Genomic DNA, 25,694 nt, shown 5'->3' with positions numbered 1-25,694 from the left:
CCCGCGGCCTCCGTGCCCGCCCCGGCCGCTCCGGCCGCCGCTCCGGCTCCCGCCGCCCCGGCTCCGGCCCCGGCTCCGGCGAAGCCCGCCGCCGCCGCTCCGGCCGCCACGAAGCCCGCCGCGCCCGCCCCGGCGAAGCCCTCCGGTGCAAGCACCGGCTCCACTGGAGCGGCTGGCGCCGCGCCCTCTGCTGCCGAGGCCCCGGCCGGCCCCGAGCTCATCACCCTGCGCGGCCCGGCCGCCGCCGTGGCGAAGAACATGAACGCCTCGCTGGAGATGCCGACGGCCACGTCCGTCCGCGCCGTCCCGGTGAAGCTGCTCTTCGACAACCGGATCGTCATCAACAACCACCTGAAGCGCGCCCGGGGCGGGAAGATCTCCTTCACCCACCTCATCGGCTACGCGATGGTGCAGGCGATCAAGGCCATGCCGTCGATGAACTGGTCGTACGCGGAGAAGGACGGCAAGCCGACCCTGGTCAAGCCGGACCACGTGAACTTCGGCCTGGCCATCGACCTGGTGAAGCCGAACGGCGACCGCCAGCTCGTCGTCGCCGGCATCAAGAAGGCCGAGACCCTGAACTTCTTCGAGTTCTGGCAGGCCTACGAGGACATCGTCAAGCGCGCCCGCGTCGGCAAGCTGACGATGGAGGACTTCACCGGCGTCACGGTCTCCCTGACCAACCCCGGCGGCCTCGGCACCGTCCACTCCGTGCCGCGTCTGATGCCCGGTCAGTCGGTCATCATGGGCGTCGGCTCCATGGACTACCCGGCCGAGTTCCAGGGCACCTCCCAGGACACCCTGAACAAGCTGGGCATCTCCAAGGTCATGACCCTGACCTCGACCTACGACCACCGGGTCATCCAGGGTGCCGCCTCCGGCGAGTTCCTGCGCATCGTCTCCAACCTCCTCCTCGGCGAGGACGGCTTCTACGACGACGTCTTCAAGTCGCTGCGCATCCCCTACGAGCCGGTCCGCTGGCTCAAGGACATCGACGCCTCGCACGACGACGACGTCACCAAGGCCGCGCGCGTCTTCGAGCTGATCCACTCCTACCGGGTCCGCGGCCACGTCATGGCCGACACCGACCCGCTGGAGTACAAGCAGCGCAAGCACCCCGACCTGGACATCACCGAGCACGGCCTCACCCTGTGGGACCTGGAGCGCGAGTTCGCGGTCGGCGGCTTCGCCGGCAAGTCGATGATGAAGCTCCGCGACATCCTCGGCGTGCTCCGCGACTCGTACTGCCGCACCACCGGCATCGAGTTCATGCACATCCAGGACCCGAAGCAGCGCAAGTGGATCCAGGACCGCGTGGAGCGCCCGCACGCCCGCGTGGAGCGCGAGGAGCAGCTGCGCATCCTGCGCCGCCTGAACTCCGCCGAGGCCTTCGAGACCTTCCTGCAGACCAAGTACGTCGGCCAGAAGCGCTTCTCCCTCGAGGGCGGCGAGTCGGTCATCCCGCTGCTCGACGCGGTCATCGACTCCGCCGCGGAGTCCCGCCTCGACGAGGTCGTCATCGGCATGGCCCACCGCGGCCGGCTGAACGTCCTCGCGAACATCGTCGGCAAGTCGTACGCGCAGATCTTCCGCGAGTTCGAGGGCAACCTCGACCCGAAGTCGATGCACGGCTCCGGCGACGTGAAGTACCACCTGGGCGCCGAGGGCACGTTCACCGGCCTCGACGGCGAGCAGATCAAGGTCTCCCTGGTCGCCAACCCCTCCCACCTGGAGGCGGTCGACCCGGTCCTGGAGGGTGTCGTCCGCGCCAAGCAGGACGTCATCAACAAGGGCGGCACGGACTTCACCGTCCTGCCGGTCGCCCTGCACGGTGACGCGGCCTTCGCGGGCCAGGGCGTCGTGGCCGAGACCCTGAACATGTCGCAGCTGCGCGGCTACCGCACCGGCGGCACGGTCCACATCGTCATCAACAACCAGGTCGGCTTCACCGCGGCCCCCGAGTCCTCGCGTTCCTCCATGTACGCGACGGACGTGGCCCGCATGATCGAGGCGCCGATCTTCCACGTGAACGGCGACGACCCGGAGGCCTGCGTCCGCGTGGCGCGGCTCGCCTTCGAGTTCCGCCAGACGTTCAACAAGGACGTCGTGATCGACCTCATCTGCTACCGCCGCCGCGGTCACAACGAGGGCGACAACCCGCAGTTCACCAACCCGCAGATGTACAACCTGATCGACAAGAAGCGTTCGGTGCGCAAGCTGTACACCGAGTCGCTCATCGGTCGCGGCGACATCACCCTGGAAGAGGCCGAGCAGGCCCTCCAGGACTTCCAGGGCCAGCTGGAGAAGGTCTTCGCGGAGGTCCGCGAGGCCACCTCGGCCCCGGCGCCGACCCAGGTCCCGGACGCCCGGCCCGAGTTCCCGGTCGCCGTCACCACCGCGGTCTCCCAGGAGGTCGTGAAGCGGATCGCCGAGTCGCAGGTCAACGTCCCCGACCGGGTCACGGTCCACCCGCGTCTACTGCCGCAGCTGCAGCGCCGCGCCGCCTCGATCGACGACGGCACCATCGACTGGGGCTTCGGCGAGACCCTCGCCATCGGCTCGCTGCTCATGGAGGGCACCACGGTCCGCCTGTCGGGCCAGGACTCCCGCCGCGGCACCTTCGGTCAGCGCCACGCGGTGCTCGTCGACCAGGAGACCGGCGAGGACTACACCCCGCTGCTCTACCTGACCGAGGAGCAGGCCCACTTCAACGTCTACGACTCGCTGCTCAGCGAGTACGCGGCGATGGGCTTCGAGTACGGCTACTCGCTGGCCCGCCCGGACTCCCTGGTCATCTGGGAGGCCCAGTTCGGTGACTTCGTCAACGGCGCGCAGACCGTCGTCGACGAGTTCATCTCCTCGGCCGAGCAGAAGTGGGGCCAGACCTCCGGCGTCACGCTGCTCCTGCCGCACGGCTACGAGGGCCAGGGCCCGGACCACTCGTCCGCCCGCCCGGAGCGCTTCCTCCAGATGTGCGCCCAGGACAACATGACGGTCGCCATGCCGACGCTGCCGTCGAACTACTTCCACCTGCTGCGCTGGCAGGTCCACAACCCGCACCACAAGCCGCTCATCGTCTTCACCCCGAAGTCGATGCTGCGTCTGAAGGCCGCGGCCTCGAAGGTGGAGGAGTTCACCACCGGCGGCTTCCGCCCGGTGATCGGCGACACCACGGTCGAGGCGGCGAACGTCCGCAAGGTCGTCTTCTGCGCCGGCAAGGTCTACTACGACCTGGAGGCCGAGCGTCAGAAGCGCGGCGACACGGAGACCGCGATCATCCGTCTGGAGCGCCTGTACCCGCTGCCGGGTGCCGAGCTGCAGGCCGAGATCGCCAAGTACCCGAACGCGGCGAAGTACATCTGGGCGCAGGAGGAGCCGGCGAACCAGGGTGCCTGGCCGTTCATCGCGCTCAACCTGATCGACCACCTGGACCTGGCGGTCGGCGCGGACATCCCGGCGGGCGAGCGCCTGCGCCGGATCTCCCGCCCGCACTCCTCGTCCCCGGCGGTAGGCTCGGCCAAGCGCCACCAGGCCGAGCAGGCCCAGCTGGTCGCCGAGGTCTTCGACGCCTGATCCCCGGACCGGGTTCGTACGACCGGAGGCCCGGCACCCCACTCGGGGTGCCGGGCCTCCGGCGTTTCCGGGTCACGAGTCTCGGGAGCTCAGAGGTTGGCCTCGAAGTCCCAGTACGGGCGGTTCCGCTGACGTGCGGACAGGGTGTGGGGGTGCTGGGCGCCGAGCGTCCGGGTGAGGGTGAGCAGGGCGTCCTCCTCCAGCTTGGCCGCCTCCTCGTTCTCCCGCAGGCCGCGCAGGTCGGTGGCGAGCGCCACCTGGCTCGACAGGGTGAGCGGGTGCTCGTTGCCGAGGGTGTGGCGGGCCCGGCGCAGGGTGTCGCGGCTCAGCTCGGCTGCGTCGGCCACCCGGCCGTTGAAGTTGCGGGCGGCGCCGGTGTTGAGGGCGCAGCCGAGGACCCAGGGGTGGTCGGGTCCGAGGGAGGAGGTCAGGCCGGCGAGTGCGGCCTCCAGGATGGCCAGCGCGCCGGTCCGTTCGCCGGACGCCTGCATGACGAGGGCCGTGTTGGCGAGCACGCCGGTGGCGACGGGGTGGGCGGGGCCGAGGAGGGCTCGGTAGCCGGCCTCGGCCTCGTGGCTGAGTTCGCGGGCCTGGTCGAGGTCGCCGTGTTCGCGCAGGTAGTTGGCGTAGTTGTTGATGGACGAGAGCGTGAGGAAGTGGTCGCGCCCGTGCACCTGCTGCATCTGGTCGAGCAGGCTGGCCATGGTGGCGCCGAGGTCCTGCGGGAAGCTGCCCTCCCGCCGCCGGCACAGGGCGAGCTGGGCCCGGGCGTACAGGGTCTGCAGGTGCTGCGAGCCCAGGATCCGGACCTGTACGCGGACGTTGGCCTCCTGACGGGCCAGGGCCTCGCGGTAGTGGCCGAGCAGGCGCAGGTCGTGGGCGACGTTGTTGCTGGTGATGAGGGTCTGCGAGTGCAGGGCGCCGAGGGCGCTCTCCGCGCGGGTGAGGGAGGCGATGTCCTGGTCGTACGCCTCCTTGTAGCGGCCGAGGCTGCGCAGCACGATGCCGAGGTTGTTGCCGGCGACGAGGGTGAGGTACTCGTTCTCGCCGAGCAGGCGCTGGGCCTCGGCGAGGGCCTCGCGCTGCATCCGCTCCGACTCCTGGTACTGACCGAGGTAGCGGAGGTCGAGGGCGATGGAGATGGCCGAGCGGAGGGAGCCGAGCGGGTCGGGGGCCGCCGCCTCGTCGAGGCGGGTGCGCAGGGCGAGGTCCAGCTGGTACGCGTCGCGGAAGCGTCCGTACTTGCGCAGGATGTCGCACTCCTGGTTGGTGAGCTCCAGCATCTCGGGGCTCACCGGGTCCATGAAGCCGGACCACTGTTCCCGGATCTTCTCCGCGAGCCGGATGCCGGCCCGGTACTCGGCGCTGCGGTAGCAGTAGCGCAGACAGTTGAGCACGGCGGTCTGCACGCGCGGGTTGCGGCTGGCCAGCGCCCCGGCGGGCTCCAGGTGCGGCAGTAGTTCGGCGTAGCGGGGCCAGTTCCGGCTGTCCATGGGGTCGCCGGGGTCGGCCTCGGCGAGCAGGGTGCGGACGGCCTTGCGGTGGGCCGTGCGGTGTTCGCCGTCGGTGAGCCGGGCGACGATGTCGTGGACGAGCCGGTGCATGTGCACGGACTCCTGGTGGGGTCCCACCTCGCCGCTGACGACCGAGCCGCGCGACTCGCGGCTGAGCACGGAGAAGTTCACCAGGGTGTCCAGGGCCCGGGACCAGGCGGCCAGGTCGGTGACCATCCAGCGCAGGTCCTCGGGGAGGTCGGCCTGCGGGTAGGCGCGGATGAGACCGAGCGGGATCCGGCCGGGGGCGAAGGACGCGCACAGGCTGAGCACGTCGATGGCCTGGGGCTGGGACAGCCGGAGCCGGTTGATCAGTATCGACCAGGAGGTGAGGGAGGCGTGCGGGAAGCCCTCTCCGCCGGACGGCTCGTCGACGGTGGAGAGCCGTCCGTCGCGGACCATGCGGAGGTACTCGGGGACCTCCATGCGGGACTCGCCGAGCCAGGCGGCGGCCTGGACGAGCGGCAGCGGCACGTCGCCGAACTCGGCGGCGACCTCGTCGGCCTCGGGTGCGGTGATGTGCGGGGCGCGGCGCATGAGGTACGCGGTGGACTCGGCGCGGTCGAAGCTGGGGACTTCGAGGATGTCGGTGTAGTCGCCCCAGCCGCGGTTGCGGGAGGTGATGAGGACGTGGCCGGGGCCGTGCGGCAGCATCACGCCGGCGCCGTCGGTGTCGTCCCAGCCGTCGAAGACGACGAGCCAGCGGGAGTGCGGGGCGCCGCGGCGCAGCGCCTCGCGGACGGCGCGGATGCGCTCGCCGGGCTCGTTGCCGGTGGACAGCCCGAGTTGGGCGGCGAGCTCGCCGAAGCGGTCGCGCTGGACGTTGCGGTCGTCGGAGCTGACCCACCACACGACGTCGTAGTCGGAGCTGAACCGGTGGGCGTACTCGGCGGCGATCTGGGTCTTGCCGATGCCGGACATGCCGAGCAGGGTGCAGGCGGCGTTGCCCCGCTCGGCGTCCATGAGCCGTTCCTGGAGCTCGGTCAGCAGGTCGTCGCGGCCGGTGAAGCGCGGGTTGCGACGCGGGACCTCGCCCCAGATCTCGGGCGGCGTGTCCGGGAAGCGGACGAGTGCGCCGGCGGACAGCCGACGGCCGGGGGTGCGCCCGGGGTCGACGCCGAGCCGGCTGAGCAGCCGGGCCTCGGCCTCCTCCTCGCCGACGCCCCACAGGCTGACGGGTTCGAGGACGGCGGTGGCCGGGAGCAGGGTGCGGTTGGTGAGGTTGACGGCGGCGAACCGCTCCGCGTGGGCGGCGACGAAGCCGCGCAGCACGTCGTTCCATTCGCCGGCCTGGCGCGGGCCGAGCTGGAAGAACCAGTCGTCCAGGACGAGGAGCACCTGGCCGCGGGCGAGCAGCAGGTCGCCGAGCGAGTCCTCCAGGGGCACGTCGCGGGGCGGGTCCCAGCGCTGGAGGCTGGCGCGCACCCCGTGGGCGTCGAGCCGCTGGTTGATCCAGGTCGCCCACGGGCGGTGATAGCCGGGGAAGACCACGAGGACGTGCCCCGGCGCACTCCTGGCTCCGTGGTCCACCGCACCGCCCGACCGCTGTTCCGCCATCTGTCGTGTCTCCCGTCCCGCTCCCGCACGCAACGCAGTGTCATGTGCCGTAGGCACAGTGTTACCCAGCGGCGAGGGGAGTCGCGCCGAGGCTCGCATGGTGCTGCCTCATTTGGTCCGCGAACTCCCTTCCCTCCGCAGTCAGTTCATCGGATTCAAGCAGGATCGCCAGTGCGTCGCCCACCTGATCGTGGATGTCGTCGAACTGCTGCCCGGCGCGGGACCGCCAGGCCTTCGGCACCTCGTCGGCGCCGGCCGCGCGCCGCCACAGGTCGGCGAGGGCGAGGTGCGCGTAGGCGCCGTGCAGCACGCCGGCGATGGGCCTCGGGTCCGGCCGCCAGCCGACCCGGTGCACGGTGTCCCGCCCGGGGCCGTAGAGCGGCACGAGTTCGTGGAGCGTGGCCAGTTTGCTGTGGTGCAGCTCGTGGACGAGCGTTTCGGCCATCCCCTGGGCCCCGGCGGGCAGCGAGGTCAGTACGGCTCCGGGGGCGGCGCTCAGCGTGGCGCCGCGGTGCCGGGGACCGCGCGGGACGAGGGGGACGACCACGCGGACGGCCCGGGCGATCTCGGCGGCCCGGCCGGGGTCGGTGCGCCGCAGCAGGTCCTGGGCGGCGCGCCAGCGGGCGGACCAGGCCGCGTGGTCGGTGTCGGCGTGGTCGGCCGCGGTGCCGACGGCGCCGCCGCCCGCGCCGGCCCGGTACGGGTCGAGGTCGTCCAGGCAGGCCGCGCCGCCGGGCAGCGGGTGGACCTGGCTCCAGCCGGGGCCGTGGCCGGTGAGGAGGCCGTGGCGCACGCCGGTGAAGGTCAGGACGGCGGGCGCGGCACGGCGGGCGCCGTCCGGGTGGAACCGTACGAGCCGCTCGCCCGCGCTGATCCGGACGCGGGAGGCGGCCACGCGCAGCCGGCCGACCCCGGGCAGGGAGAGCAGTCCGTCGGGCGTCTCGACGGTCACGTCGAGCGGGCCGCCGGCGCGCAGGGCGGCGGTGGCGGCGATGCTGTCGAGGCGGGCCAGCAGCCCGTCGAAGCCGGGTCCCGCGGGTTCGGCGAGCGCGCCGGCCAGCCAGGCACCGGTCGTCGGGTAGTCGAGGACCTCGCGCACCACGGCGGGACGGTGCCGGTCGACCCGCTCGACCAGCTCCCAGGAACGCTCGAAGCGCCGGAGCGCGCCCGGTTCGACGGACCCGCGGTGCCGGTGGACCCGGACCAGGAGCGCCTTGAGGAGCAGCAGTCGCCGGGTGTGCAGGGCGGAGCCCAGAAAGGTGAGCCCGGCCGGGTCGGGGCTCGTCCGGGCCAGCCGGGCGAGGGCGGCCTCGGACAGGGGCACGACGTTCACTCCCGCCTCCCCGGCCCGTAGGCGACCGGGCGGCATCTGGCCGGAAACGGCCGGTCGGCGCGGCCGATGCGCCGGACGTCAGGGGGCCGGGCGTCGCGGACCCGGCCAGGATCCGGAAGAGACGGTCTAGTCCTCGAACCAGGAGTCGGCCAGGTCCTGCGGGCGCCACAGCACCCGTTCGACGGCGGCGGCCAGGTCGGGATCGTCCATGAAGCGCAGGGTCCGCAGGTCCACGCCGGTGAGATCGGGCAGGCGCCGTGGCCGCGCACCGGCCCGGTCGACGCCTGCGACCCGCTTCGTGTGCTCCAACACCCTCGGCTCCTCCTCACCGACCCTTGTCCCCCACGGTCGTAGCGGCGGAGCGGTTCTTCCCGACGCCCGAAAGCCGGAAACCCGTTCGACTCAACTGCGCCCATGTGCGCCCCCGTTATCCAGCCGTTCCGCCTTTCCTTCGCGCCACTCCCACCAGGGCGGCGCGATCCGGCGCCGTTCCTCGCGGGAGAAGCGCTGCGGCATCCGGCGGGAGTCGGCGCCCACTTCGGCGAGCAGGGTCCGGGTCCGTTCCACGTCGGTCCAGTCCACCGTCAGCAGCGACGCGTCCAGCCGGCGCCACTGGTCGGCGGCGGCCTCCAGGAGCCGGGTGGCGCGGGCACGGCGGTCCATCAGGTGGAGCAGGGCTCCCTGCGCGTGGAGGGCGCGGGCCAGGGTGACCGTGCCCGGGGTGTCGCCGTGGGCGGCGCGGGAGTCGGCGGCCGCGTTCTCGTACGCGGCGAGCGCGTCGCCGAGCGAGGCGTCGAGGGCCACCTCGCTCATCCGGGCCCGCACCCAGCCGAGTTGCAGCCACACCTCGGCCCGTGCCGCGGGCCCGCGGGCGGCCCGTACGGCCTGTTCGAGGAGGTGCCGGCTCTCGAACAGGTCGGGCAGGAAGCCCCCGCGGTCGAAGCGCAGCGCGAGGACGCTGCCGATGAGGACGACGGCCCGGGAGCGGACGCCCGAGTCGGCGGGCAGGCAGGTCAGGGCCTCGCGGAGGACGGACTCGGCGCGGTCGACGGGCGCGGTCCCGGTGCCGGCGGCGGCCCGGCGCAGCAGCGACTCGCCCCAGGTCAGCAGGAGCCGGCCGCGCTGTTCGCCCTCGGCCGGGGTGAGCAGCGTCGCGCTCTCGTACGCCTCGTCGGCGGCCGGGCCGTCGCCGGTGCTCTCGTACAGCCGGGCCCGCGCCGTGGTCCAGCGCAGCCGCAGCGCGACGGAGTCGCCGAGCAGGGGCTCGGCCCGGTCGAGGGCGTCGGCGACGGACTCGGGGTCGCGGCCCGCGAGCTGGTGGGCGTCGGCGAGGTCGAGCAGCACCGGGCCGCTCTCCTCCGTGGCCAGGGCCTCGGTGAACGCGGTGGCCGCGGCGGGGCCTTCGCCCCGGGCGAGGAGCAGCCGTCCGCGCCGTACGAGGAGGGCGTGGCGGTGGCTCTCGGGCCAGTCGGCCGGGTCGCCGGCGAGCGCGGCGAGGGCCGCGTCGAGCAGGCCGTCGTCGCCGTTGTCCCGCCACAGGGCGTGCCGGGCGGCGGCCTGTTCGAGGCGGGCCTCGGCCCCGTCGGTGCCGCCGGGTCCGGCGAGCTCCGCGGCCCGTACGAGCTCGGTCACGGCCCGTTCGAGCAGCTCCCGGCGCTGTCCCCGGTCCCGTACGGCGACGGTGCCGGCCTGCGCGTACAGGACCTGGCCGAGGACCAGCCGGGCGGCGGCGATCTCGTCGGGGCGGCCGGGCGGCCCGTCGGCGGCGAGCGCGGTCTCGACGAGCTCGCGGGCGGAGTCCAGGAGGGACGGGTCGGACTGGGCGCGCCACTGGTCGAGCAGCCGGCGGGCGGCGGCGAGCGGTTCGGGGGTGACGAGGTCGGGGTGGTAGAAGCGCAGCACGCGCGCGGGGATGCGGGCGAAGAGCTCGGACGCGGCGCCGGCCGGCTCCTCGTACTCCTCTCCCGGCCCGGGGCCGGCGCTGCCCGCCGTCCGCTCCTCCTCGTCGGTGCCGTGCCCGGCGAGCCGGGCGGCGGCGAGCGCGGGGAAGTTGCGCATGCCCTGGCCGAAGTGGCGCTCGACGAACTCGGAGCAGTGTTTCAGGACGAGCGCGGCGGCGCCCCGGTCGAGCGAACCCAGCAGGTGCTCCTGCACGGCCGGCGAGTAGCTGAAGCAGGGGTACGGCGTGGGCTCGGGCAGGCGCCGCAGCAGCCCGCTGAGCAGCACCTCGGCGAGCTCCATGGGTCCGGTGTCGGGGAGCATGGCGCGCTGTACGAGCTGCATCACGGGCAGGGCGAGCGGGGCTGCGGCGAGGTGGACGGCGAGCCGCACCGCCCCTGGGGAGGCTCCGGCGCGGAAGGCGCGCAGCAGTTCCTCGTCAGCCCGCCGGACGGACCGCCCGGGGCCGGGTCCGGCACCGGGTCGGGCCCCGGCACCGGCTCCGGCGGCGGTCGTCGCGGCGGCCGTGGCTCCCGTGTCCGGGCCGATGCGCGCGGCCCAGCCGTGTACCGCTCCGCCGCCGTGTCCGGTGAGCAGCCGGGCCCAGGAGGCGAAGGCCTCCGGGGTCGGGGTGAGCACGGGGACGGCCCGCAGGTCGGCGGCGACGGGCTCCCAGGCCTGTTCGTCGGGTTCGAAGCGGACGTGGCCGCCCGGGGTCGCGGGCCGCACCAGGGTGCCGGGTTCGACGGGCAGTCCGGTGCGCTGCCACAGCCGTGGCGGCAGCGGCTGGACGAGGGCGAGCGGGGAGTGCCGTGGCCACTGGTGGATCAGCCGCTGGGCGGCGCCGCGCTGCCAGAGCGGGCCGACGCAGTCGCTGACGACGAGGGTGAGGCGGCGGCCGGTGGGTTCGTGGAGCTGGTCGCCGGGCCGGAGCCGGGGCCGGCCGTCGCGGTCCGAGGTGGTGGTGACGAGCGGCGGGCCCTCTCCGGTGTCGTGGAGGCGGTGGACCTGGACGTCGCGGAAGGCGCCGGACTGCTGGCAGGCCTGGCGCAGTTCCTCGACCATCCGGGACCACACGACCATCGCGGGACCGGCGTCCATGAGGAGCTGGATGTCGGGGCGCTGGCCGGCGGCGGGGCGCAGGACGGGGGTGAGGATGCCGGAGGCGGCGCTGCGTTCGGCGGTCGCCTCCTCGTCGAGGCGTTCCTCGCCGGGCCGGGCGGGGAGGTGGGCGGCGTAGTGGCGCAGGGGCCGGAGCGCCTTCTGCAGTCCGAGCAGCCCCGGCAGGGCGTTGGCGCCGGGGGCGCGGACGGGGAGGGCGGCCCCCGGCAGACGGCGTGCGCTGCCGCCGCCGGCCCGGCCGCCGCCTGCGGTGGCGGTCGCGGTGCCGCGGGGCGGCGGCATGAGGAGGTCGACGGTCTCGCCGGGGCGGGTCGGCGATGCGGGAGTGCCGGGTGGGGGCGGTGGTGCTGTCGTGGCGGGGGCGCCGGTGGCCGGATCTCGACGGTCCCCGGAAGCGTCGGTGGTGCCGGAGGGACGGGAGGGGTCGGAGCTGTCGGAGGGGAGCCGGTCCGGCGGCGGTTCCGTCTCGCCGTCCTCCTCAGGTCCTCCTCCGGAGCCGTCGCCGTCGGCACGCGGCAGCCACTGGGCGAGCCAGACGGCGTCCGCGAGCTCCTCGGCGGTCGGGTCCTGCCCGCCGGCCCGGAGTCTGCGGGTGAGCTCTTCCAGATGCATCCGGTGCATCCGGCCATCACCTCGGCTGATCGAGCGGCTGCATGAGCATGTCCGCGATGCGGTCCCGGGTCACCCGCTCGGCGCGGGGGGCGTGCTGGGTCAGGTAGAGGGCGTTGAGGAGCTGGTCGGTGGCGATGACCTCGCCGGGCTCCCGGTCGAGGAAGCGGGCGACGAGACCGGGTTCGGACGCCGCGGCGTCCGCGCCGAGATGGGCCTCGATCATGGCGTTCAGCTGCTCCTCGCCGGGCGGTTCCAGCTCCAGGCGGATGCAGCGGCGCAACAGGGCGGCGGGGAAGTCCCGTTCGCCGTTGGAGGTGAGGACGATGAACGGGAAGGTGGTGCAGCGGATCCGCCCTCCGCGCACCGGGACCTTGCGGCCGTCGTCGGTGAGCACCTCCACGACCGGCTCGCGGTCGGCGAGCCGCTCCAGCTCGGGGATCGCGAACTCGCCCTCCTCCAGGGCGTTCAGCAGGTCGTTGGGCAGGTCGAGGTCGCTCTTGTCGAGCTCGTCGATGAGCAGCACCCGGGGCAGCTCGGAGGGGAGGAGCGCGGTGCCGAGCGGTCCGAGCCGGAGGTACGAGCCGATGCCGGCCGGACTCGCGGCGCTGCCGTCGGCGTCGGCGCGGGCGCGCTCCAGCTGCACGTCCTGGAGGCGGCCGATGGCGTCGTAACGGTAGAGCCCGTCCTGGAGCGTCGACCGGCTGACGATGGGCCAGCGCAGCACCCGGCCGAGGCCGAGCTCGTGGGCGACGGCGTGGGCGAGGGTGGACTTGCCGGTGCCGGGGTTGCCGGTGACGAGCAGGGGGCGGCGCAGGTAGAGCGCGGCGTTGACCGCGTCCGTCTCCGCGGGCCTGGGGTGGTGGTTCTGCACGAGCCTGCGGCGCACGCCGAGCCGCCGGTCGGACCCGGCGAGCGTGTCGTCGGCGCCGCCGGCGGAGAAGTCGCGCCAGGGCGGCGGCGGGGGGAGGCGCCGTATCTCGTCGTGCGGATGGCCGGCACCACGGTAGATCCGCCAATCGTTCACGCCTGACTCCTCCTGGCTGTGATGACTGTGCCGGCCCCGACGAAGGTACCGCTCGACGGCCCGCCCTGCCGACTACCAAACCGGCCCGGTTGCCCATGAGTTGACGGAGGACCGGGCCGCATGTGCGGCGCCCTCGACCGTGGCGCCCGGACGCGGGCGGGGCGGCCCGCGGCGGGCGCACCCGCTCGACGCCGCGGGCGGTGGGCGGCCGGCACGCGCTTCCGCCCCTGCGCGGCCGCGCCCTGGACGGGCCGGCCGGGGAGCCGGGTACGGGCCGCGGCCGCGGGGCGGGCGGTCGCGCGGCTCACCGGTCGCCCTCGCCGAGCAGTGGCGGCCCCTGCAGCGGGGCCTCGTACGGGGGGCGGTCGGGCGGGTCGTAGAGGACGGCCAGGTCCTCGGCCCAGGCGTGCTCGGAGCGCTCCTCGGGGCCGGCCTCGGCGTCGTCGGCCCGCATCCGGCGCAGGGTGCGCACCGGCCGGTGCAGGCCCTCGGCGCCGCGTACGCCTTCGAGGAACATGCCGGCCCGCTTGTGGAAGTCGGCGCAGTCGGCGTGTTCGCGGGCCGAGTGCCGCCACAGGGCGATGGGGTGACCGGCGGCCAGCGCGGCCTCCATGGCCCGGTGGCCGTCGCCGCCGCCCGCCGGACCGCAGTAGACCGGCACGCTGCCGTCGGGCGCGGCGTCGAGGCGGATGAAGGCGGCCATCCGGCTCTCCCTGCGCAGCTGCGGCGCGTGCCCCTCGGCGCCCTGGGTGAGGACCTCGGCGCGCAGCGGGACGGCCCGCAGCGGGCCGCTCTCGCTGCCCCGCCAGCGCCGACGCCACTCCGGCGACGGCGGGTGGTGGCTGCGGTAGCGGTCGCGGATGACGACGGCGCGCCGCTGGCCGAGCGGCAGCGAGCGCTCACCGAAGGGCTCGTCGTCAGGCGAGAGCCGCCAGGTGTCGAGCGGTTCGTCGAACAGCTCGCGCGGCAGCACCACTTCGACGGCCGCGAGGTGGTCGCCGCTGTCGCCGAGGCCGAGCGCGTCGGCGAGCGGACCGCGGAGCGTCTCGCGGAGCCGGTCACGGGTGACGCCGGTGTCGTCGCCGCTGAGCGGGCTGACGGTGCGGCCGTCGAAGAGCAGCATCACGCGCCACGCGTAGCGCTGCGGGGTGCTGTACGGGACGGCGTCGACCTCGACGCGGACGTCGGCGCGCGCCCCGGGCCGCCGGCCGGGGCCGGCCGCGGCGGGCGGGGGCGCGGGGTCGAGCAGGGCGGTGATCTCCTCGTGCACGGCGGGGTGGGCCTCGCCCGCCTCGTCGGCGATCCAGTCGACCAGCCCGGGCAGGCCGGCCTCCTCTCCGTACCGCTCGGTGATGTGGCGCACGACGTGGGCCGCGTACAGCAGGACCGCGTCAAGGCCGAGGTCCGCGCCTTCCAGGGGCCCGGCGGGCAGTTCATGGAGGAGGCCCACGCCGTCCCGCCAGGTGCGGGCGTCGGTCTCCAGGACCGCCTGGTAGTCGGGGTGCAGGACGCGGCGCTTGACCGCGTCGACGAGGGACATGACCTCACCGGGGCCGTCGGGCGGCGGGAGTTCGGCGAAGTGGCCGTAGAGGTGGGCCCGGCGGCGCGGGCTCACCCCGCGCGCGGTGGGCGACCACAGGGCGGTCTGGGCGGCGGTCCAGCTGCGCCCGGGGCGGCTCGCGCGCCGGCGGTGGTGACGGTCGTGGGCCCGTAACGCGTCGTGGAGCAGCGGCGCGTCGGACAGGTCGTGGAGCTCGCGCAGCGAGGTCAGCGGGACGACCGCGCCCTCGCCGTCGCCGCGGCCCTTGATGACGCCGATGACGGCGCCGCGCCCGAGGTCGACGACGGGGCCGCCGGAGCAGCCCTCGATGAAGACGGCGTCGCGCACCAGCAGGGCCTTGCCCACGGCGCCGAACGCCTCTCCCTCCACGTCACGGACGCCGGGCTCGCCGGTCTGGAGGGCCCAGCCGTGCAGGCTGACCCTGCTGGGGGTGGTGGGGGGCCGCTCGCTGAGCCGTACGCACTCGGCGTGCTCGGCGCCCTCGACGCGGACGAGCGCGAGGTCGGGGAAGTCCCAGGAGGCGAGCTCCTGGTCGGGCGTGGCGGGGCGCGGCTTGGCCAGCACGACCCGGCCGGTGGTCCGGCCGCCCTCCCAGGTGATGCCGACGGCCGGTTCTTCCCTCCACACCGCGCTTCCCCCCTTGGCCACGACGTGGGCGCAGGTCAGCACCCAGCCGGGGGCGATGAAGAAGCCCGTGCCCCAGAACGGGTCGCCGTGCGGGTCATACCCGCCGCCGGGAGCGGCGATGCGCACGAGCGCGGGGCGCACGAGAGCGTCGAAGGCGCTCATGCGGCGCCAGGGCCGTCAGGGCCGTTCTCCGGCGAGACGGCGGGCGAGGGGAGGGCGGGGGTGGGGAGAGCGGGTGCGGGGAGGGCGGGCCCGGAGGGTGGGGCGGTGGTCCCGGCTGAGGTGGTCCCGGCTGGGGTGGTCTCCGCTGGGGTGGTCCCCGCTGAGGTGGCGGGCTCGCGGCCGGGCTCGGTCCAGGTCAGGGAGACGTTCACCGAGGCCTTGCCGCCGCCGTCGGCGAGCACGCCGATCACCTTGCCCGCCTGCGCGGAGAGTTCGATGCCGAAGCTGACGGCGACCTCGACCGAGCCCTGCGGGTCGAGTCCGGCACGCAGCGAGCCGACCACCCCGCGCACGACGTCGGTGAGCCCGCCGGCCATCGACACCACGCGGTCGCCGATGCCGGTGTCCTGGAACCCGCCGCCCCGGCCGAGTTCCTCCGCCCCGCTGATCCGGGCCCAGACGTGAGTGCCGTCGTCCAGCCGTATCCGAGCGATCCCATGCGCCACATCGGCCCCCGCTCCCCGAAACGATGATGAAAGAGGCTAGACCGTGGTGCGGAGGAGGAACAGGGGACGCGGTCGGGTCCGCCGGCCACGGCCTATTCTGATCGCATGTACTTCACCGACCGTGGCATCGAGGAACTGGAGAAGCGGCGCGGCGAGGAGGAGGTCACCTTCGAGTGGCTCGCCGAGCAGCTCCGGACGTTCGTCGACCTCAACCCCGACTTCGAGGTGCCGGTCGAGCGCCTCGCGACCTGGCTGGCCCGACTCGACGACGAGGACGAGGACGAGTAGGGGGACGAGCACGGAGACGAGCGGGGACGGGACGGGCTCGCGGGTCCGTCAGGACGGGGTGCCGCGCAGCCGGTCGTAGGCGAGCCCGAACACCCCGTGGGCGACGAGCAGCGCGCCGGCCGTCGCCCAGCCGCCGCTGCGCCGCCCGACGCCCCAGGCGAGCAGCGGCACCCCGGCCGCGAGCTGGGCCGCGCCGAGCAGCCGGGCCCTGGGACCGCGGAGGTACGGGCCGAGCCGGCCGCCCTCCACCGCGTCGAGTTCGGCGCGTACGGCGTCCCGCCAGCCGGACCATTCGAGGAGTTCGGCGCCCTGGGCGTGGGCCGCGGAACGCAGCCGGTCGGCGCCGTCGCCGGGCGTGAGGCCCGGGGGCAGGTCGAGTCCGGTGCGGGCGAGGACCGCGGTGAGCCCGACGATCCGGGCGTGGGCGTCGGCGTCCGGGTCGCGCCGGGTGAGGGGTTCGAGGGCCTGGACGTCGAGCACCGGGTCGAGACCGAGCCGGTCGGCGAAGGTGCGCATCGCTTCGTCCTCGCCGGCCGGGGTGCCGTCGGCGAGCCAGGTGTAGCCGACGGTGCGGCGGAAGCCGGCGGCGAGGGTGAACCCGGCGCGGTCCGCGTCCCACCACAGCGCGAGGACCGGCCAGGTGGCGGCGGAGACGGCGAGTGCGGTGGCCCAGCCGGTGACGACCCGGTCGACGGGTTCGCCGTCGTCGAGCCACGGCTTGCCCTCGGGGACGAGGACGCTCCAGTCGGATCCCGCGGGCGATAGGAGCAGCTGCTCGCGCAGCAGCTGGGCCGGCGGGCGGACCGCCGGGGGCTCGGCACGGCAGAGCAGCAGCGCTCCGGTGGAGCGGGAACCCGGTGTCGCAGTCATGCCCCCACGCTAGGCCACTTGTCCGGATATGACGGCGATTGCCCCGCTCTCGACCCGCCCCTGGCTCCCTTCCCGACCCGCCCCGACCCGCCCCCGGCTCCCGGCGCGGCGCGGCCCGGCGCGGCGCGGCCCGAGCCGCCCCGCCTCATCCTCGACGCACCCCCGACTCGCCCCTGTCAGGGGTGAGTCGGGGTTGACTTGACGAGAGCGCGATATATCGTGTGTACCGGAAGACGCGATATGTTGCGTCGATGTCCGTGACACGGGAGGTCAGCACCATGACAGAGTGGTCCGTCACCGAGCCGGGAAAGATCCCGCTGGCCGGCCCCGTGAGCCAGGTCCAGGTGCGGGTGGTCAACGGAGCGGTGAACGTCGTGGGCACCGACGAGGGTTCCGCCCGCCTGGAGATCTCGGAGATCGAGGGTCCGCCGTTGATCGTCTCGCAGGAGGGCTCAACTCTGACGGTCTCCTACGAGGACCTGCACTGGAAGGGCTTCCTGAAGTGGCTCGACCCCAAGGGCCACCGGCGCCGGGTGGTGGTCTCGGTCGCGGTCCCGGCGGGCGCCGACGTCGAGATCGGCTCGGTCGCCGCCGAGACCGTGGTCTCCGGCGTCCAGGGGCGCACGGCGGTCCGCTGCGTCACCGGCGACACCACGCTGGTGGGTCTGCGCGGCCCGGTCCGGGCCGAGACGGTCTCGGGGAACCTGGAGGCCCAGTCGGTCACCGGAGCGCTCCGGTTCAACTCGGTGACCGGCGACATCACCGTGATCGACGGCGCCGGGTCCGCGGTGAAGGCGGAGACGGTCAGCGGGGACATGGTCATCGACCTCGACCCGGCCGCCGGCCTGGACGGGCCGCCCGCCGACATCCGCCTCACCAGCGTCTCCGGCGAGGTCGCCATCCGGCTGCCGCACCCGGCGGACGCCAAGGTCGAGGCGAGCACCACCAGCGGCTCCGTCTCCAACGCCTTCGAGGACCTGCGGGTCGGCGGACAGTGGGGCGCCAAGTCCATCACCGGCATCCTCGGCGCCGGACGCGGCGTGCTCAAGGCGACCACGGTCTCCGGCTCCATCGCCCTGCTGCGCCGCCCCGATCCCGAGCCGGACGACGACGGTCACGGCGACGGCACGGCCGCCACCTCCCCCACGTCCGGAAAGGTCCTCTGACATGCCGCCCGTCTTCGCCCACGGCCGTCTCCGGCTCTACCTGCTCAAGCTGCTCGACGAGGCACCCCGCCACGGGTACGAGGTGATCCGACTCCTGGAGGAGCGCTTCCAGGGGCTCTACGCCCCGTCGGCGGGCACGGTCTACCCGCGGCTCGCCAAGCTGGAGGCCGAGGGCCTGGTCACGCACGCCACCGAGGGCGGCCGGAAGGTCTACTCGATCACCGACGCCGGCCGCGCCGAACTGGCCGGTCGCGGCGGCGAACTGGCCGACCTGGAGGTGGAGATCCGCGAGTCCGTCTCGGAGCTGGCCGCCGAGATCCGCGACGACGTGCGGGGCGCCGCGGGCAAGCTGCGCAGCGAGATGCGGGCGGCGGCCAGCGCCTCCCGCTCCACCACGAGCTCGCCCTCCTTCGCCGAGGCCAAGGAGGAGCTGCGGAAGGCGAAGCAGGAGTGGAAGGAGCAGGCCCGCCAGGCCCGCGCCGAGGCGCAGTCGGCGCGCCGCCAGGCCAAGGAGTTCCAGCGGATCGCCAAGCAGGTCCAGGAACAGGTCCAGGACCGGGTGAAGCACGGCGACTGGCCGACGGGGGTATGGGAGGGCATCTCCGACATCACGGCCCAGCTGGGCAACCTGGTGACGGGCACGGTCCACGGCCCGCCGTCCGCCCGCCCGGCCACGCCCGAACAGGCCGTCTCCGACTGGGCCAAGGACATCGACGGCGCGGCCGAGCCGGCCCGCGAGCTCGACCGCCTGCTGGACCGCTTCCGCGACGACATCCGCGACGCCGCCCGCGACCACGGAGTCTCCCGCACCCAGCTCACCGAGGCCCGCCACCACCTGTCGACGGCGGCGGACCACATCCTCGCCCTCCTGTCCCCGAACAGCAGGAAGCCGTAAGGGCGGGCAGGGCGCCGGGAAAGCCGGCGCCGAGACCGCCGGTGAAGACCGCCCGGGCCGCCCGGGCCGGGGATGCCCAGGGCCGAGAGCCCCGGGCCGGGCGCTCCCGAGGGCCGGGCAGGCCCGGACCCGGGCCGGCGAGGCCCAGGGCCGAGAGCCCCGGGCCGGGCGCACCCCCGGGCCGGGCGCACCCGAGGGCCGGTCAGGCCCCGGACCCGGGCCGGCGAGGCCCAGGGCCGGGCCGCTCCCGGCGCCCGGGCGGGCCGGGAGCCTCGGGCCGGGAGCAGTCCAGGCCCCCGGACTGCCCGGTCTCCTGGCTCCTCAGGTCCGTCCGGTCGCCGTCACCGTGACCGTGACCCGGGCGCCGGGGGCGGCGAGGACGACGGCCCGGCCCGCCTTCGGGCGCAGCACGATCGCCCTGCCCTCGGTCTCGACCTGCCACGTGCCCGGGGGCAGGGAGAGTTCGGTGGCACGGGAGCCGCGGCCGGGGGCGGCGTCGTATTCCAGGCGGTAGACGCCGGCGGCCGGGTCGTAGGAGGAGGTCCGGACGGTGCCGGCGACGGCCTCCGCGTAGGGCTCGGCGGTCAGCTCCTTGTTCGTACGGAAGGCGCCCGCGCCGTCCACCGCGCAGTAGCCGCCGCCGTAGCACCACTCCCAGCCCGCCCAGCCGGAGCTGTAGCGGCCGAGGGAGGCCATCGCCTCGCGGAAGAAGCGGTTCATGTTGGGCAGGGAGTTGTTGAGCGGGCCCCACTCGCCCACCAGCACCGGCACCCCGTACTCCTTCGGGTACTGGGTGACGGCGGCCTCGTAGGCCTCGATCCAGCCCGCCGCCGGGTCGTAGTCGGCGCCCGCCTCCATGCCCGTGTTGTAGAAGTGCGGGGCGTAGACGACCTTCGGGTCGTCGATCCGGCCGAGCCCGGTGGGCACGCCCTCGCCCACGATGGGCGTCGGCTCGACGAACACCCAGCCGTCCCGGTCGACCGACCGGATCGCGTCCGCGATCCGGTCGTACATGGGCGTGACCTGCTCCCGCTCGATGCGCCGGGCCGCCGTCGCCAGGTCCTCGCCCTCGCGCAGCTCTCCCATCGGCTCGTTGAGGAGGTCGTAGCCGAGGACGGCCGGGTGGTCCTTGAAGCGTGCGGCGAGCACCCGCCACATGCGGGCCTGGGCTCGGCGCAGGTCCTCGTCCTCGTAGAAGTGGGTGAAGGCCCGCTGGACGGCGGGTTCGAAGTACTCGGAGAACCAGTCGTCGGGGTGCGGGGTGAAGGGCAGCCCGTCCGTCCGGGTCGCCCACTCCGGGATGCCCCGGTGTCCGAACGCGGGCCCGAAGACGTCCTGGTGGGCGTCGAGGACGACCTTCATGTCGTACTTCCGGGCCCAGTCCAGCAGGCGCTCGATCCTGCGGAGGTAGTCCTCGCTGTAGCGGCCGGGCCGCGGTTCCAGGTCGTCCCAGAAGACGACCACGCGGGCGAGGTTGAAGCCCTTGGCGCGCATGTCGCGGAAGTGCTTCTCGGTGATGGCGCTCAGGGCCTGGTCGCCGCTGTGGGCCTTGTCGGCGACGTTCCAGCCGCGCAGGGTCAGGACGCGACCCCGGGAATCGGTGAGGGCGGGTATCGCGCCGCCCCCTCCGTCCCCGCCGTCTCCTCCGTCCCCTCCGGTCTCGGCGTGCGCGGCCGTCGGGACGAGGAGCGCGGCGACAACGGCGGTTGCCACGAAGGTGGTTCGCAAGGAGGACCTCCAGCACGAGGAAGTGAGCGTTGTTCACCTTTCACGTGCCGGAGATCCCATCAGTCCGACTGACGAATCATCAAGAGGCCGGGAGCAGGTCGCTTCAGGAAGTCGCCGGGAAGTCGTCAGGGCGTATGACGTCGTCAGGACGTATGACGCCGTCAGGACGTCGTCAGGACGATCTTTCCGAAGAGCTCGCCCGACGCCATCTTCTCGAAGCCCTCCCGGGCCCGGTCCAGCGGCAGCACCTCGTCGATCACCGGCCGCAGACCCGTCGCGGCGCAGAACGACAGCAGGTCCTCGAGCTCGTCCTTGGAGCCCATGGTCGAGCCGACCACCTTGAGCTCCAGGAAGAAGATCCGGGTCAGCTCGGCGTGCGACGGGCGGTCGCCGCTGGTGGCGCCGGAGATGACGAGCGTGCCGCCGGGGCGCAGCGACTTGACCGAGTGGGACCAGGTCGCGGCGCCGACCGTCTCGATGACCGCGTCCACGCGCCGCGGCAGCCGCGCGCCGGGCTCGTACGCCTCGACGGCGCCCAGCTCGACGGCCCGCTTCCGCTTGGCCTCGTCCCGGCTGGTGGCGTAGACGCGCAGGCCGGCCGCCTTGCCGAGGGCGATGGCGGCGGTCGCGACGCCGCCGCCCGCGCCCTGCACGAGGACCGAGTCACCGGGCCGTACACCGGCGTTGGTGAAGAGCATGCGGTACGCGGTGAGCCAGGCGGTCGGCAGGCAGGCGGCCTCCTCGAAGGAGAGCTCCTTGGGCTTGGGCAGCACGTTCCAGCTGGGCACGGTGACCCGCTCGGCGAAGGTGCCCTGGTAGCGCTCGGTGAGGATGGAACGCGGCTCGTCGGGGCCGACGCCGTGTCCGGTCTGGCCGATCACGGAGTGCAGGACGACCTCGTTGCCGTGCTCGTCGATGCCCGCGGCGTCGCAGCCGAGGATCATCGGCAGCTTCTCCTCGGGCAGCCCGACCCCACGGAGCGACCACAGGTCGTGGTGGTTGAGCGAGGCGGCCTTGACGGTGACGGTGGTCCAGCCGGGCCGCGCCTCGGGCTCGGGGCGTTCGCCCAGTTCGAGGCCGTTCAGCGGCTGGTCGCGGTCGATTCGGGCGGCGTAGGCAGCGAACATGGCCCCGACCCTAGGGGGCGGACGGTGAGTGACGGAACCTCGCACCGCTGTGACGCATGTCCCTCCGGCCCGTACGGCGACGGGCCCGCGCCGCGCCCCGGCCCGTACGACAACGGCCCCCGCGCCGTGCCCCGGCACGGAACCCCCACCCACCGAAGGCCCGCGTACGCCGAAGGGCCCCGCCCGGTTCGGCCGAACCCGGGCGAGGCCCCTCGTGGTGCTGCGCGCGCGTCAGCGGCGGGCGACGCCCTCCGCGCGGGCGGCGGCGGCGACCGCGGCCGCGACGGCCGGGGCGACCCGCTCGTCGAACGGCGACGGGATCACGCACTCGGCGGACAGCTGGTCTCCGACCACGCCCGCGATCGCGTCGGCCGCGGCGATCTTCATGCCCTCGGTGATCCGGGAGGCCCGGACCTGGAGCGCGCCGGCGAAGATGCCGGGGAACGCGAGGACGTTGTTGATCTGGTTCGGGTAGTCCGAACGGCCGGTGGCCACGACCGCCGCGTACTTGTGCGCGACGTCCGGGTGCACCTCGGGGTTGGGGTTGGCCATGGCGAACACGAAGGCGTTCGGCGCCATGGACGCGACCGCCTCCTCCGGGACCGTGCCGCCGGAGACGCCGATGAAGACGTCCGCGCCGGCCAGCGCGGCCTCCAGGGAGCCGCTGAGGCCCGCCTTGTTGGTGAGCCCGGCGATCTCACGCTTGACGTCCGTGAGGTCCTCGCGGTCGCTGCTGACGATGCCCTTGCGGTCGGTGACGCAGACGTCGCCGATGCCGGCCTCCAGCAGGAACTTCGCGATCGCCACACCGGCCGCGCCCGCGCCGGAGATGACCGCGCGCAGGTCGCCCAGGGTCCGGCCGGTCAGCTTCGCCGCGTTACGGAGGGCGGCGAGGGTGACGATGGCGGTGCCGTGCTGGTCGTCGTGGAAGACCGGGATGTCCAGGCGCTCCTGGAGCTTGCGCTCGATCTCGAAGCACCGGGGCGCCGAGATGTCCTCCAGGTTCACGCCGCCGAAGGACGGGGCGAGCCGGACGACGGTCTCGACGATCTCGTCGGTGTCGGTGGTGGCGAGCGCGATCGGAACCGCGTCCACGCCGCCGAACTGCTTGAAGAGGATGGCCTTCCCCTCCATGACCGGAAGCGAGGCCTCCGGGCCGATGTCGCCGAGGCCGAGCACCGCCGTGCCGTCGGTCACGACCGCGACGACCTGGGACTTCCAGGTGTAGTCGTTGACCAGCTCGGGCTGCTCCGCGATTGCCGTGCACACCTTGGCGACGCCGGGCGTGTACGCGAGGGACAGGTCGTCCTTGTCGCGCAGCGGCACCGTGGCCTGGATGGCCATCTTGCCGCCGCGGTGCAGCGCGAACGCCGGATCGAAGGGCTCGCCGGGAGCCCCTTCCGTACCGCTCTCGCTGCGAGGATTGACGATCTCCGCTGCCATTGGGTTGACCCCTTAAGTCTTCTTCATTTGAGGGTGGCCACTCCTTGTTGAGGAGGGGTGGGTGGGTCCCGCGGCCGCCCTGTCTGGCAGCCGCGCGGGCGCGCCGCACAACGCGCCCTGAGCCCCGGATGAGGGGTGTAAGGATCCTTCTTACCGGACAGAAGGCTCCGGAGACGAGTCCATACCTCCTCGGTGACGCGACTCATACCGAGTGCTACCGGCCCCGGATGGAGCACGGATAGAGAACGACTCGTCACCGATGTCCGGATAGGTGCACGCGACACCCGAATAGCGGCCTTCATGTCGTCCGAATGGCGAGATAGGCAGGAGAATTTTCGGTAGTGGTGGCACCTCTCCGCAGAAGGTTTCGCCTTGGGAGGACTGGCCATCGTGATTCGGCCACGACCCGTTATCCGATTTTGACATCCGTGGCCGTCGGTTTGAGGCAGTCCGAATGGCAAGATGCCGTAATCACACGAGGTCGCGGCACTCGAAGGTGCGTGCGCGACCTAAGGCAACTCCCTCACACGCCGGAGGAACCCGACCATGACCGCACGCTCCACGCGCTGTACGACCGCTGCCAAGACCCGCACGTCCCGTCTTGCCGCGGTCGCCGCCATCGCGGTCGCCGGCTCGATGCTGCTGACCGCCTGTGGCGACCAGACCGAGGGCGGCTCCACGAAGGAGGGCGGCGAGTCCACCGCCGCCGCGAGCAAGGCCCCGCTCTTCTCGAAGCTCCCGGCCGACGTCCAGAAGGCCGGCGTCATCAAGGTCGGCACGGACGCCTCGTACGCCCCGATGGAGTTCACCGAGGGCGGCAAGATCGTCGGCGTCGACCCCGACATCGCCGAGGCCCTGAGCAAGCAGCTCGGTGTGAAGTTCCAGTTCACCTCGGGCACCTTCGACGGCCTGATCACCTCGATCTACACCGGCCGCCAGGACCTGATCATGTCCTCGATGACGGACAACAAGAAGCGCCAGGAGGGCCTGGACGACAACGGGAAGAAGATCGGCAAGGGCATCGACTTCGTCGACTACTTCTCCTCGGGCGTCTCCCTGCTCGTCAAGAAGGGCAACCCGCAGGGCATCAACTCCCTCGACGACCTGTGCGGCAAGACCGTCGCCGTCCAGCGCGGCACGATCTACGAGGACACGTTCAAGGCGCAGGCCACCAAGTGCGGTGACAAGAAGCTCACCATCCAGGCCTTCGACACCGACGCCGAGGCCCAGACCCGCGTCAAGGCCGGCGGCGCCGTCGCCGACCTGAACGACTACCCGGTCGCCGCGTACATCGCGAAGACCTCCGGCGGCGGCAACGACTTCGAGGTCGTCGGCAGCCAGAGCGACGTCGGCCTCTTCGGCATCGGCGTCTCCAAGGACAACACCCAGCTGCGCGACGCCGTCAAGGAGGCGCTCGACGCGATCATCAAGGACGGCTCCTACGCGGAGGTCCTGAAGAAGTGGGACGTCGAGGACAGCGCCGTGAAGCAGGCGACCGTCAACGCCGGCAAGTGATCTCCTCGCTCCACTGAAGGGCAGTCGTCGTGACTGACAAGATCTCCAAGGAACCGGCCGACGCCACGCCGGCCGGCTCCGGCCCCTCGGGCACCCCGTACGAGGCGATCAAGGCGATCCCCGTGCGCCACTACGGCCGCTGGATCAGCGGTGTCGTGGTCGTGGTGCTCCTCGGGTGGCTCCTCTACGCCTTCTCCCAGGGCAACATCATCTGGGACACGGTGTGGGACAAGCTGTTCGACCCGTCGATCCTCGACGGCCTGGCCAACACGGTCATCATCTCCGTCGCCTCCATGGCCCTCGGCCTGGTCCTCGGCATCGTCTTCGCCGTGATGCGCCTGTCGAAGAACCCGGTCACCGGAGCGGTCGCCTGGCTCTACATCTGGTTCTTCCGCGGCACCCCGGTGTACGTGCAGCTGCTGGTGTGGTTCAACCTGTCGCTGATCTTCGAGTACATCAACCTCGGGCCGATCTACAAGAACGAGACCGTGGACGTCATGACGCCGTTCATGGTCGCCCTCCTCGGTCTCGGCCTCAACGAGGGCGCCTACATGGCGGAGATCGTCCGGGCCGGCATCCAGTCGGTCGACGAGGGGCAGACCGAGGCCGCGCACGCGCTCGGCATGTCCCAGACCAAGACCATGGGGCGGATCGTTCTTCCGCAGGCCATGCGGGTCATCGTGCCGCCGACCGGCAACGAGTTCATCAACATGCTCAAGACCTCGTCGCTGGTCTCGGCGGTGCAGTACACCGAGCTCCTGCGGGCCTCGTCGAACATCGGCAGCACGGCCGGCGCCGTGATGGAGATGCTCTTCGTCGCCTCCATCTGGTACCTGGCCCTCACCAGCGTCTTCAGCGTCGGCCAGTACTACCTGGAGCGCCGCTTCGCCCGCGGTTCGACCCGTAACCTGCCGCCCACCCCGTGGCAGCGGGTCAAGAAGAACCTCACCACGTTCAAGCGTTCTCCGGAGATGTCAGCATGACCGAGCCCATGGTCAAGGCCGAAGGCGTCCACAAGTCCTACGGCGCCGCGCACATCCTCAGGGGCATCGACCTGGAGGTGCAGAACGGCGAGGTGTTCTGCCTCGTCGGCC

Annotated in this window: 17 protein-coding genes and 1 pseudogene; 7 read left to right on the top strand and 11 right to left on the bottom strand. The window is 73.2% G+C overall.

What is annotated here, in order from left to right:
* On the top strand, nt 1-3,573 hold a 3,573-nt coding region (locus ACFWJO_RS35825; protein WP_386872116.1), incomplete at its 5' end, for a multifunctional oxoglutarate decarboxylase/oxoglutarate dehydrogenase thiamine pyrophosphate-binding subunit/dihydrolipoyllysine-residue succinyltransferase subunit.
* An 89-nt stretch (nt 3,574-3,662) separates the two neighbouring features.
* On the opposite strand, the gene fxsT is transcribed toward ACFWJO_RS35825, so the two are convergent.
* The 7 genes from fxsT to ACFWJO_RS35790 all read right to left on the bottom strand — a co-directional run bounded on the left by fxsT (nt 3,663) and on the right by ACFWJO_RS35790 (nt 15,568).
* Nucleotides 3,663-6,683 carry an FxSxx-COOH system tetratricopeptide repeat protein gene (gene fxsT / locus ACFWJO_RS35820; RefSeq protein WP_386872114.1) on the bottom strand — a complete coding sequence of 1,007 codons (3,021 nt, stop codon included), beginning with the start codon at nt 6,681-6,683 and terminating at the stop codon, nt 3,663-3,665.
* Nucleotides 6,684-6,744: 61 nt separating this feature from the next.
* Nucleotides 6,745-8,016: an aKG-HExxH-type peptide beta-hydroxylase gene (locus tag ACFWJO_RS35815; protein ID WP_386872112.1), complete on the bottom strand. Its 1,272-nt coding sequence runs from the start codon at nt 8,014-8,016 to the stop codon at nt 6,745-6,747.
* A gap of 126 nt (nt 8,017-8,142) precedes the next feature.
* On the bottom strand, nt 8,143-8,328 hold the full coding sequence (locus tag ACFWJO_RS35810) for a hypothetical protein (RefSeq protein WP_384422785.1): 186 nt from the start codon (nt 8,326-8,328) through the stop codon (nt 8,143-8,145).
* Between the two features lie 90 nt (nt 8,329-8,418).
* Nucleotides 8,419-11,697 carry an SAV_2336 N-terminal domain-related protein gene (locus ACFWJO_RS35805; protein ID WP_386872110.1) on the bottom strand — a complete coding sequence of 1,093 codons (3,279 nt, stop codon included), beginning with the start codon at nt 11,695-11,697 and terminating at the stop codon, nt 8,419-8,421.
* Between the two features lie 7 nt (nt 11,698-11,704).
* The gene (locus ACFWJO_RS35800; RefSeq protein WP_386872108.1) at nt 11,705-12,712 is read right to left on the bottom strand and encodes an AAA family ATPase; all 1,008 of its coding nucleotides are present in this window, start codon (nt 12,710-12,712) and stop codon (nt 11,705-11,707) included.
* A 304-nt stretch (nt 12,713-13,016) separates the two neighbouring features.
* Nucleotides 13,017-15,062: a trypsin-like peptidase domain-containing protein gene (locus tag ACFWJO_RS35795; protein ID WP_386872106.1), complete on the bottom strand. Its 2,046-nt coding sequence runs from the start codon at nt 15,060-15,062 to the stop codon at nt 13,017-13,019.
* Nucleotides 15,059-15,568, bottom strand: a complete 510-nt coding sequence (locus ACFWJO_RS35790; protein WP_386872104.1) for a CU044_2847 family protein — start codon at nt 15,566-15,568, stop codon at nt 15,059-15,061. The genes ACFWJO_RS35795 and ACFWJO_RS35790 overlap by 4 nt, the downstream gene beginning before the upstream one ends.
* A gap of 105 nt (nt 15,569-15,673) precedes the next feature.
* Here ACFWJO_RS35790 and ACFWJO_RS35785 point away from each other — a divergent pair, with 105 nt between their 5' ends.
* Nucleotides 15,674-15,856 (top strand): DUF6104 family protein, encoded by a 183-nt coding sequence (locus tag ACFWJO_RS35785; RefSeq protein WP_003961784.1) that lies wholly within the window; start codon nt 15,674-15,676, stop codon nt 15,854-15,856.
* 48 nt (nt 15,857-15,904) lie between these two features.
* Here the strand turns inward: ACFWJO_RS35785 and ACFWJO_RS35780 are convergent, their stop codons facing one another.
* A complete protein-coding gene (locus ACFWJO_RS35780; protein ID WP_386872102.1) occupies nt 15,905-16,726 on the bottom strand; it encodes a hypothetical protein in 822 nt (273 codons plus the stop codon).
* Nucleotides 16,727-17,004: 278 nt separating this feature from the next.
* On the opposite strand from ACFWJO_RS35780, the gene ACFWJO_RS35775 reads away from it, so the two are divergent.
* Together ACFWJO_RS35775 and ACFWJO_RS35770 are read left to right on the top strand one after the other, a co-directional pair.
* Complete coding sequence (locus tag ACFWJO_RS35775; protein WP_386872100.1) at nt 17,005-17,892, top strand: DUF4097 domain-containing protein; 888 nt, start codon at nt 17,005-17,007, stop codon at nt 17,890-17,892.
* A gap of 1 nt (nt 17,893) precedes the next feature.
* Nucleotides 17,894-18,787 carry a PadR family transcriptional regulator gene (locus ACFWJO_RS35770; protein ID WP_386872099.1) on the top strand — a complete coding sequence of 298 codons (894 nt, stop codon included), beginning with the start codon at nt 17,894-17,896 and terminating at the stop codon, nt 18,785-18,787.
* Nucleotides 18,788-19,108: 321 nt separating this feature from the next.
* Here ACFWJO_RS35770 and ACFWJO_RS35765 read toward each other — a convergent pair whose 3' ends face one another.
* From ACFWJO_RS35765 to ACFWJO_RS35755, 3 genes are all read right to left on the bottom strand, one after another.
* Nucleotides 19,109-20,500 (bottom strand): cellulase family glycosylhydrolase, encoded by a 1,392-nt coding sequence (locus ACFWJO_RS35765; RefSeq protein WP_386872097.1) that lies wholly within the window; start codon nt 20,498-20,500, stop codon nt 19,109-19,111.
* Between the two features lie 176 nt (nt 20,501-20,676).
* Nucleotides 20,677-21,642 carry a zinc-binding dehydrogenase gene (locus tag ACFWJO_RS35760; RefSeq protein ID WP_386872095.1) on the bottom strand — a complete coding sequence of 322 codons (966 nt, stop codon included), beginning with the start codon at nt 21,640-21,642 and terminating at the stop codon, nt 20,677-20,679.
* A 231-nt stretch (nt 21,643-21,873) separates the two neighbouring features.
* The gene (locus tag ACFWJO_RS35755; RefSeq protein ID WP_386872093.1) at nt 21,874-23,085 is read right to left on the bottom strand and encodes an NADP-dependent malic enzyme; all 1,212 of its coding nucleotides are present in this window, start codon (nt 23,083-23,085) and stop codon (nt 21,874-21,876) included.
* A gap of 546 nt (nt 23,086-23,631) precedes the next feature.
* Here ACFWJO_RS35755 and ACFWJO_RS35750 point away from each other — a divergent pair.
* From ACFWJO_RS35750 to ACFWJO_RS35740, 3 genes and pseudogenes are all read left to right on the top strand, one after another.
* Complete coding sequence (locus tag ACFWJO_RS35750) at nt 23,632-24,600, top strand: ABC transporter substrate-binding protein (protein ID WP_386872091.1); 969 nt, start codon at nt 23,632-23,634, stop codon at nt 24,598-24,600.
* A gap of 29 nt (nt 24,601-24,629) precedes the next feature.
* Nucleotides 24,630-25,583 (top strand): amino acid ABC transporter permease, encoded by a 954-nt coding sequence (locus tag ACFWJO_RS35745; RefSeq protein ID WP_386872089.1) that lies wholly within the window; start codon nt 24,630-24,632, stop codon nt 25,581-25,583.
* Nucleotides 25,580-25,694, top strand: a pseudogene (locus ACFWJO_RS35740) (ectoine/hydroxyectoine ABC transporter ATP-binding protein EhuA); the annotation flags it as partial. The gene ACFWJO_RS35745 and the pseudogene ACFWJO_RS35740, both read left to right, overlap by 4 nt.

The sequence above is a fragment of the Streptomyces sp. NPDC127092 genome (assembly GCF_042722475.1).
Classification (GTDB): Bacteria; Actinomycetota; Actinomycetes; order Streptomycetales; family Streptomycetaceae; genus Streptomyces.
The sequence above is the reverse complement of the archived record's forward strand: the minus strand, read 5'-3'. Positions and strand labels throughout refer to the sequence as shown.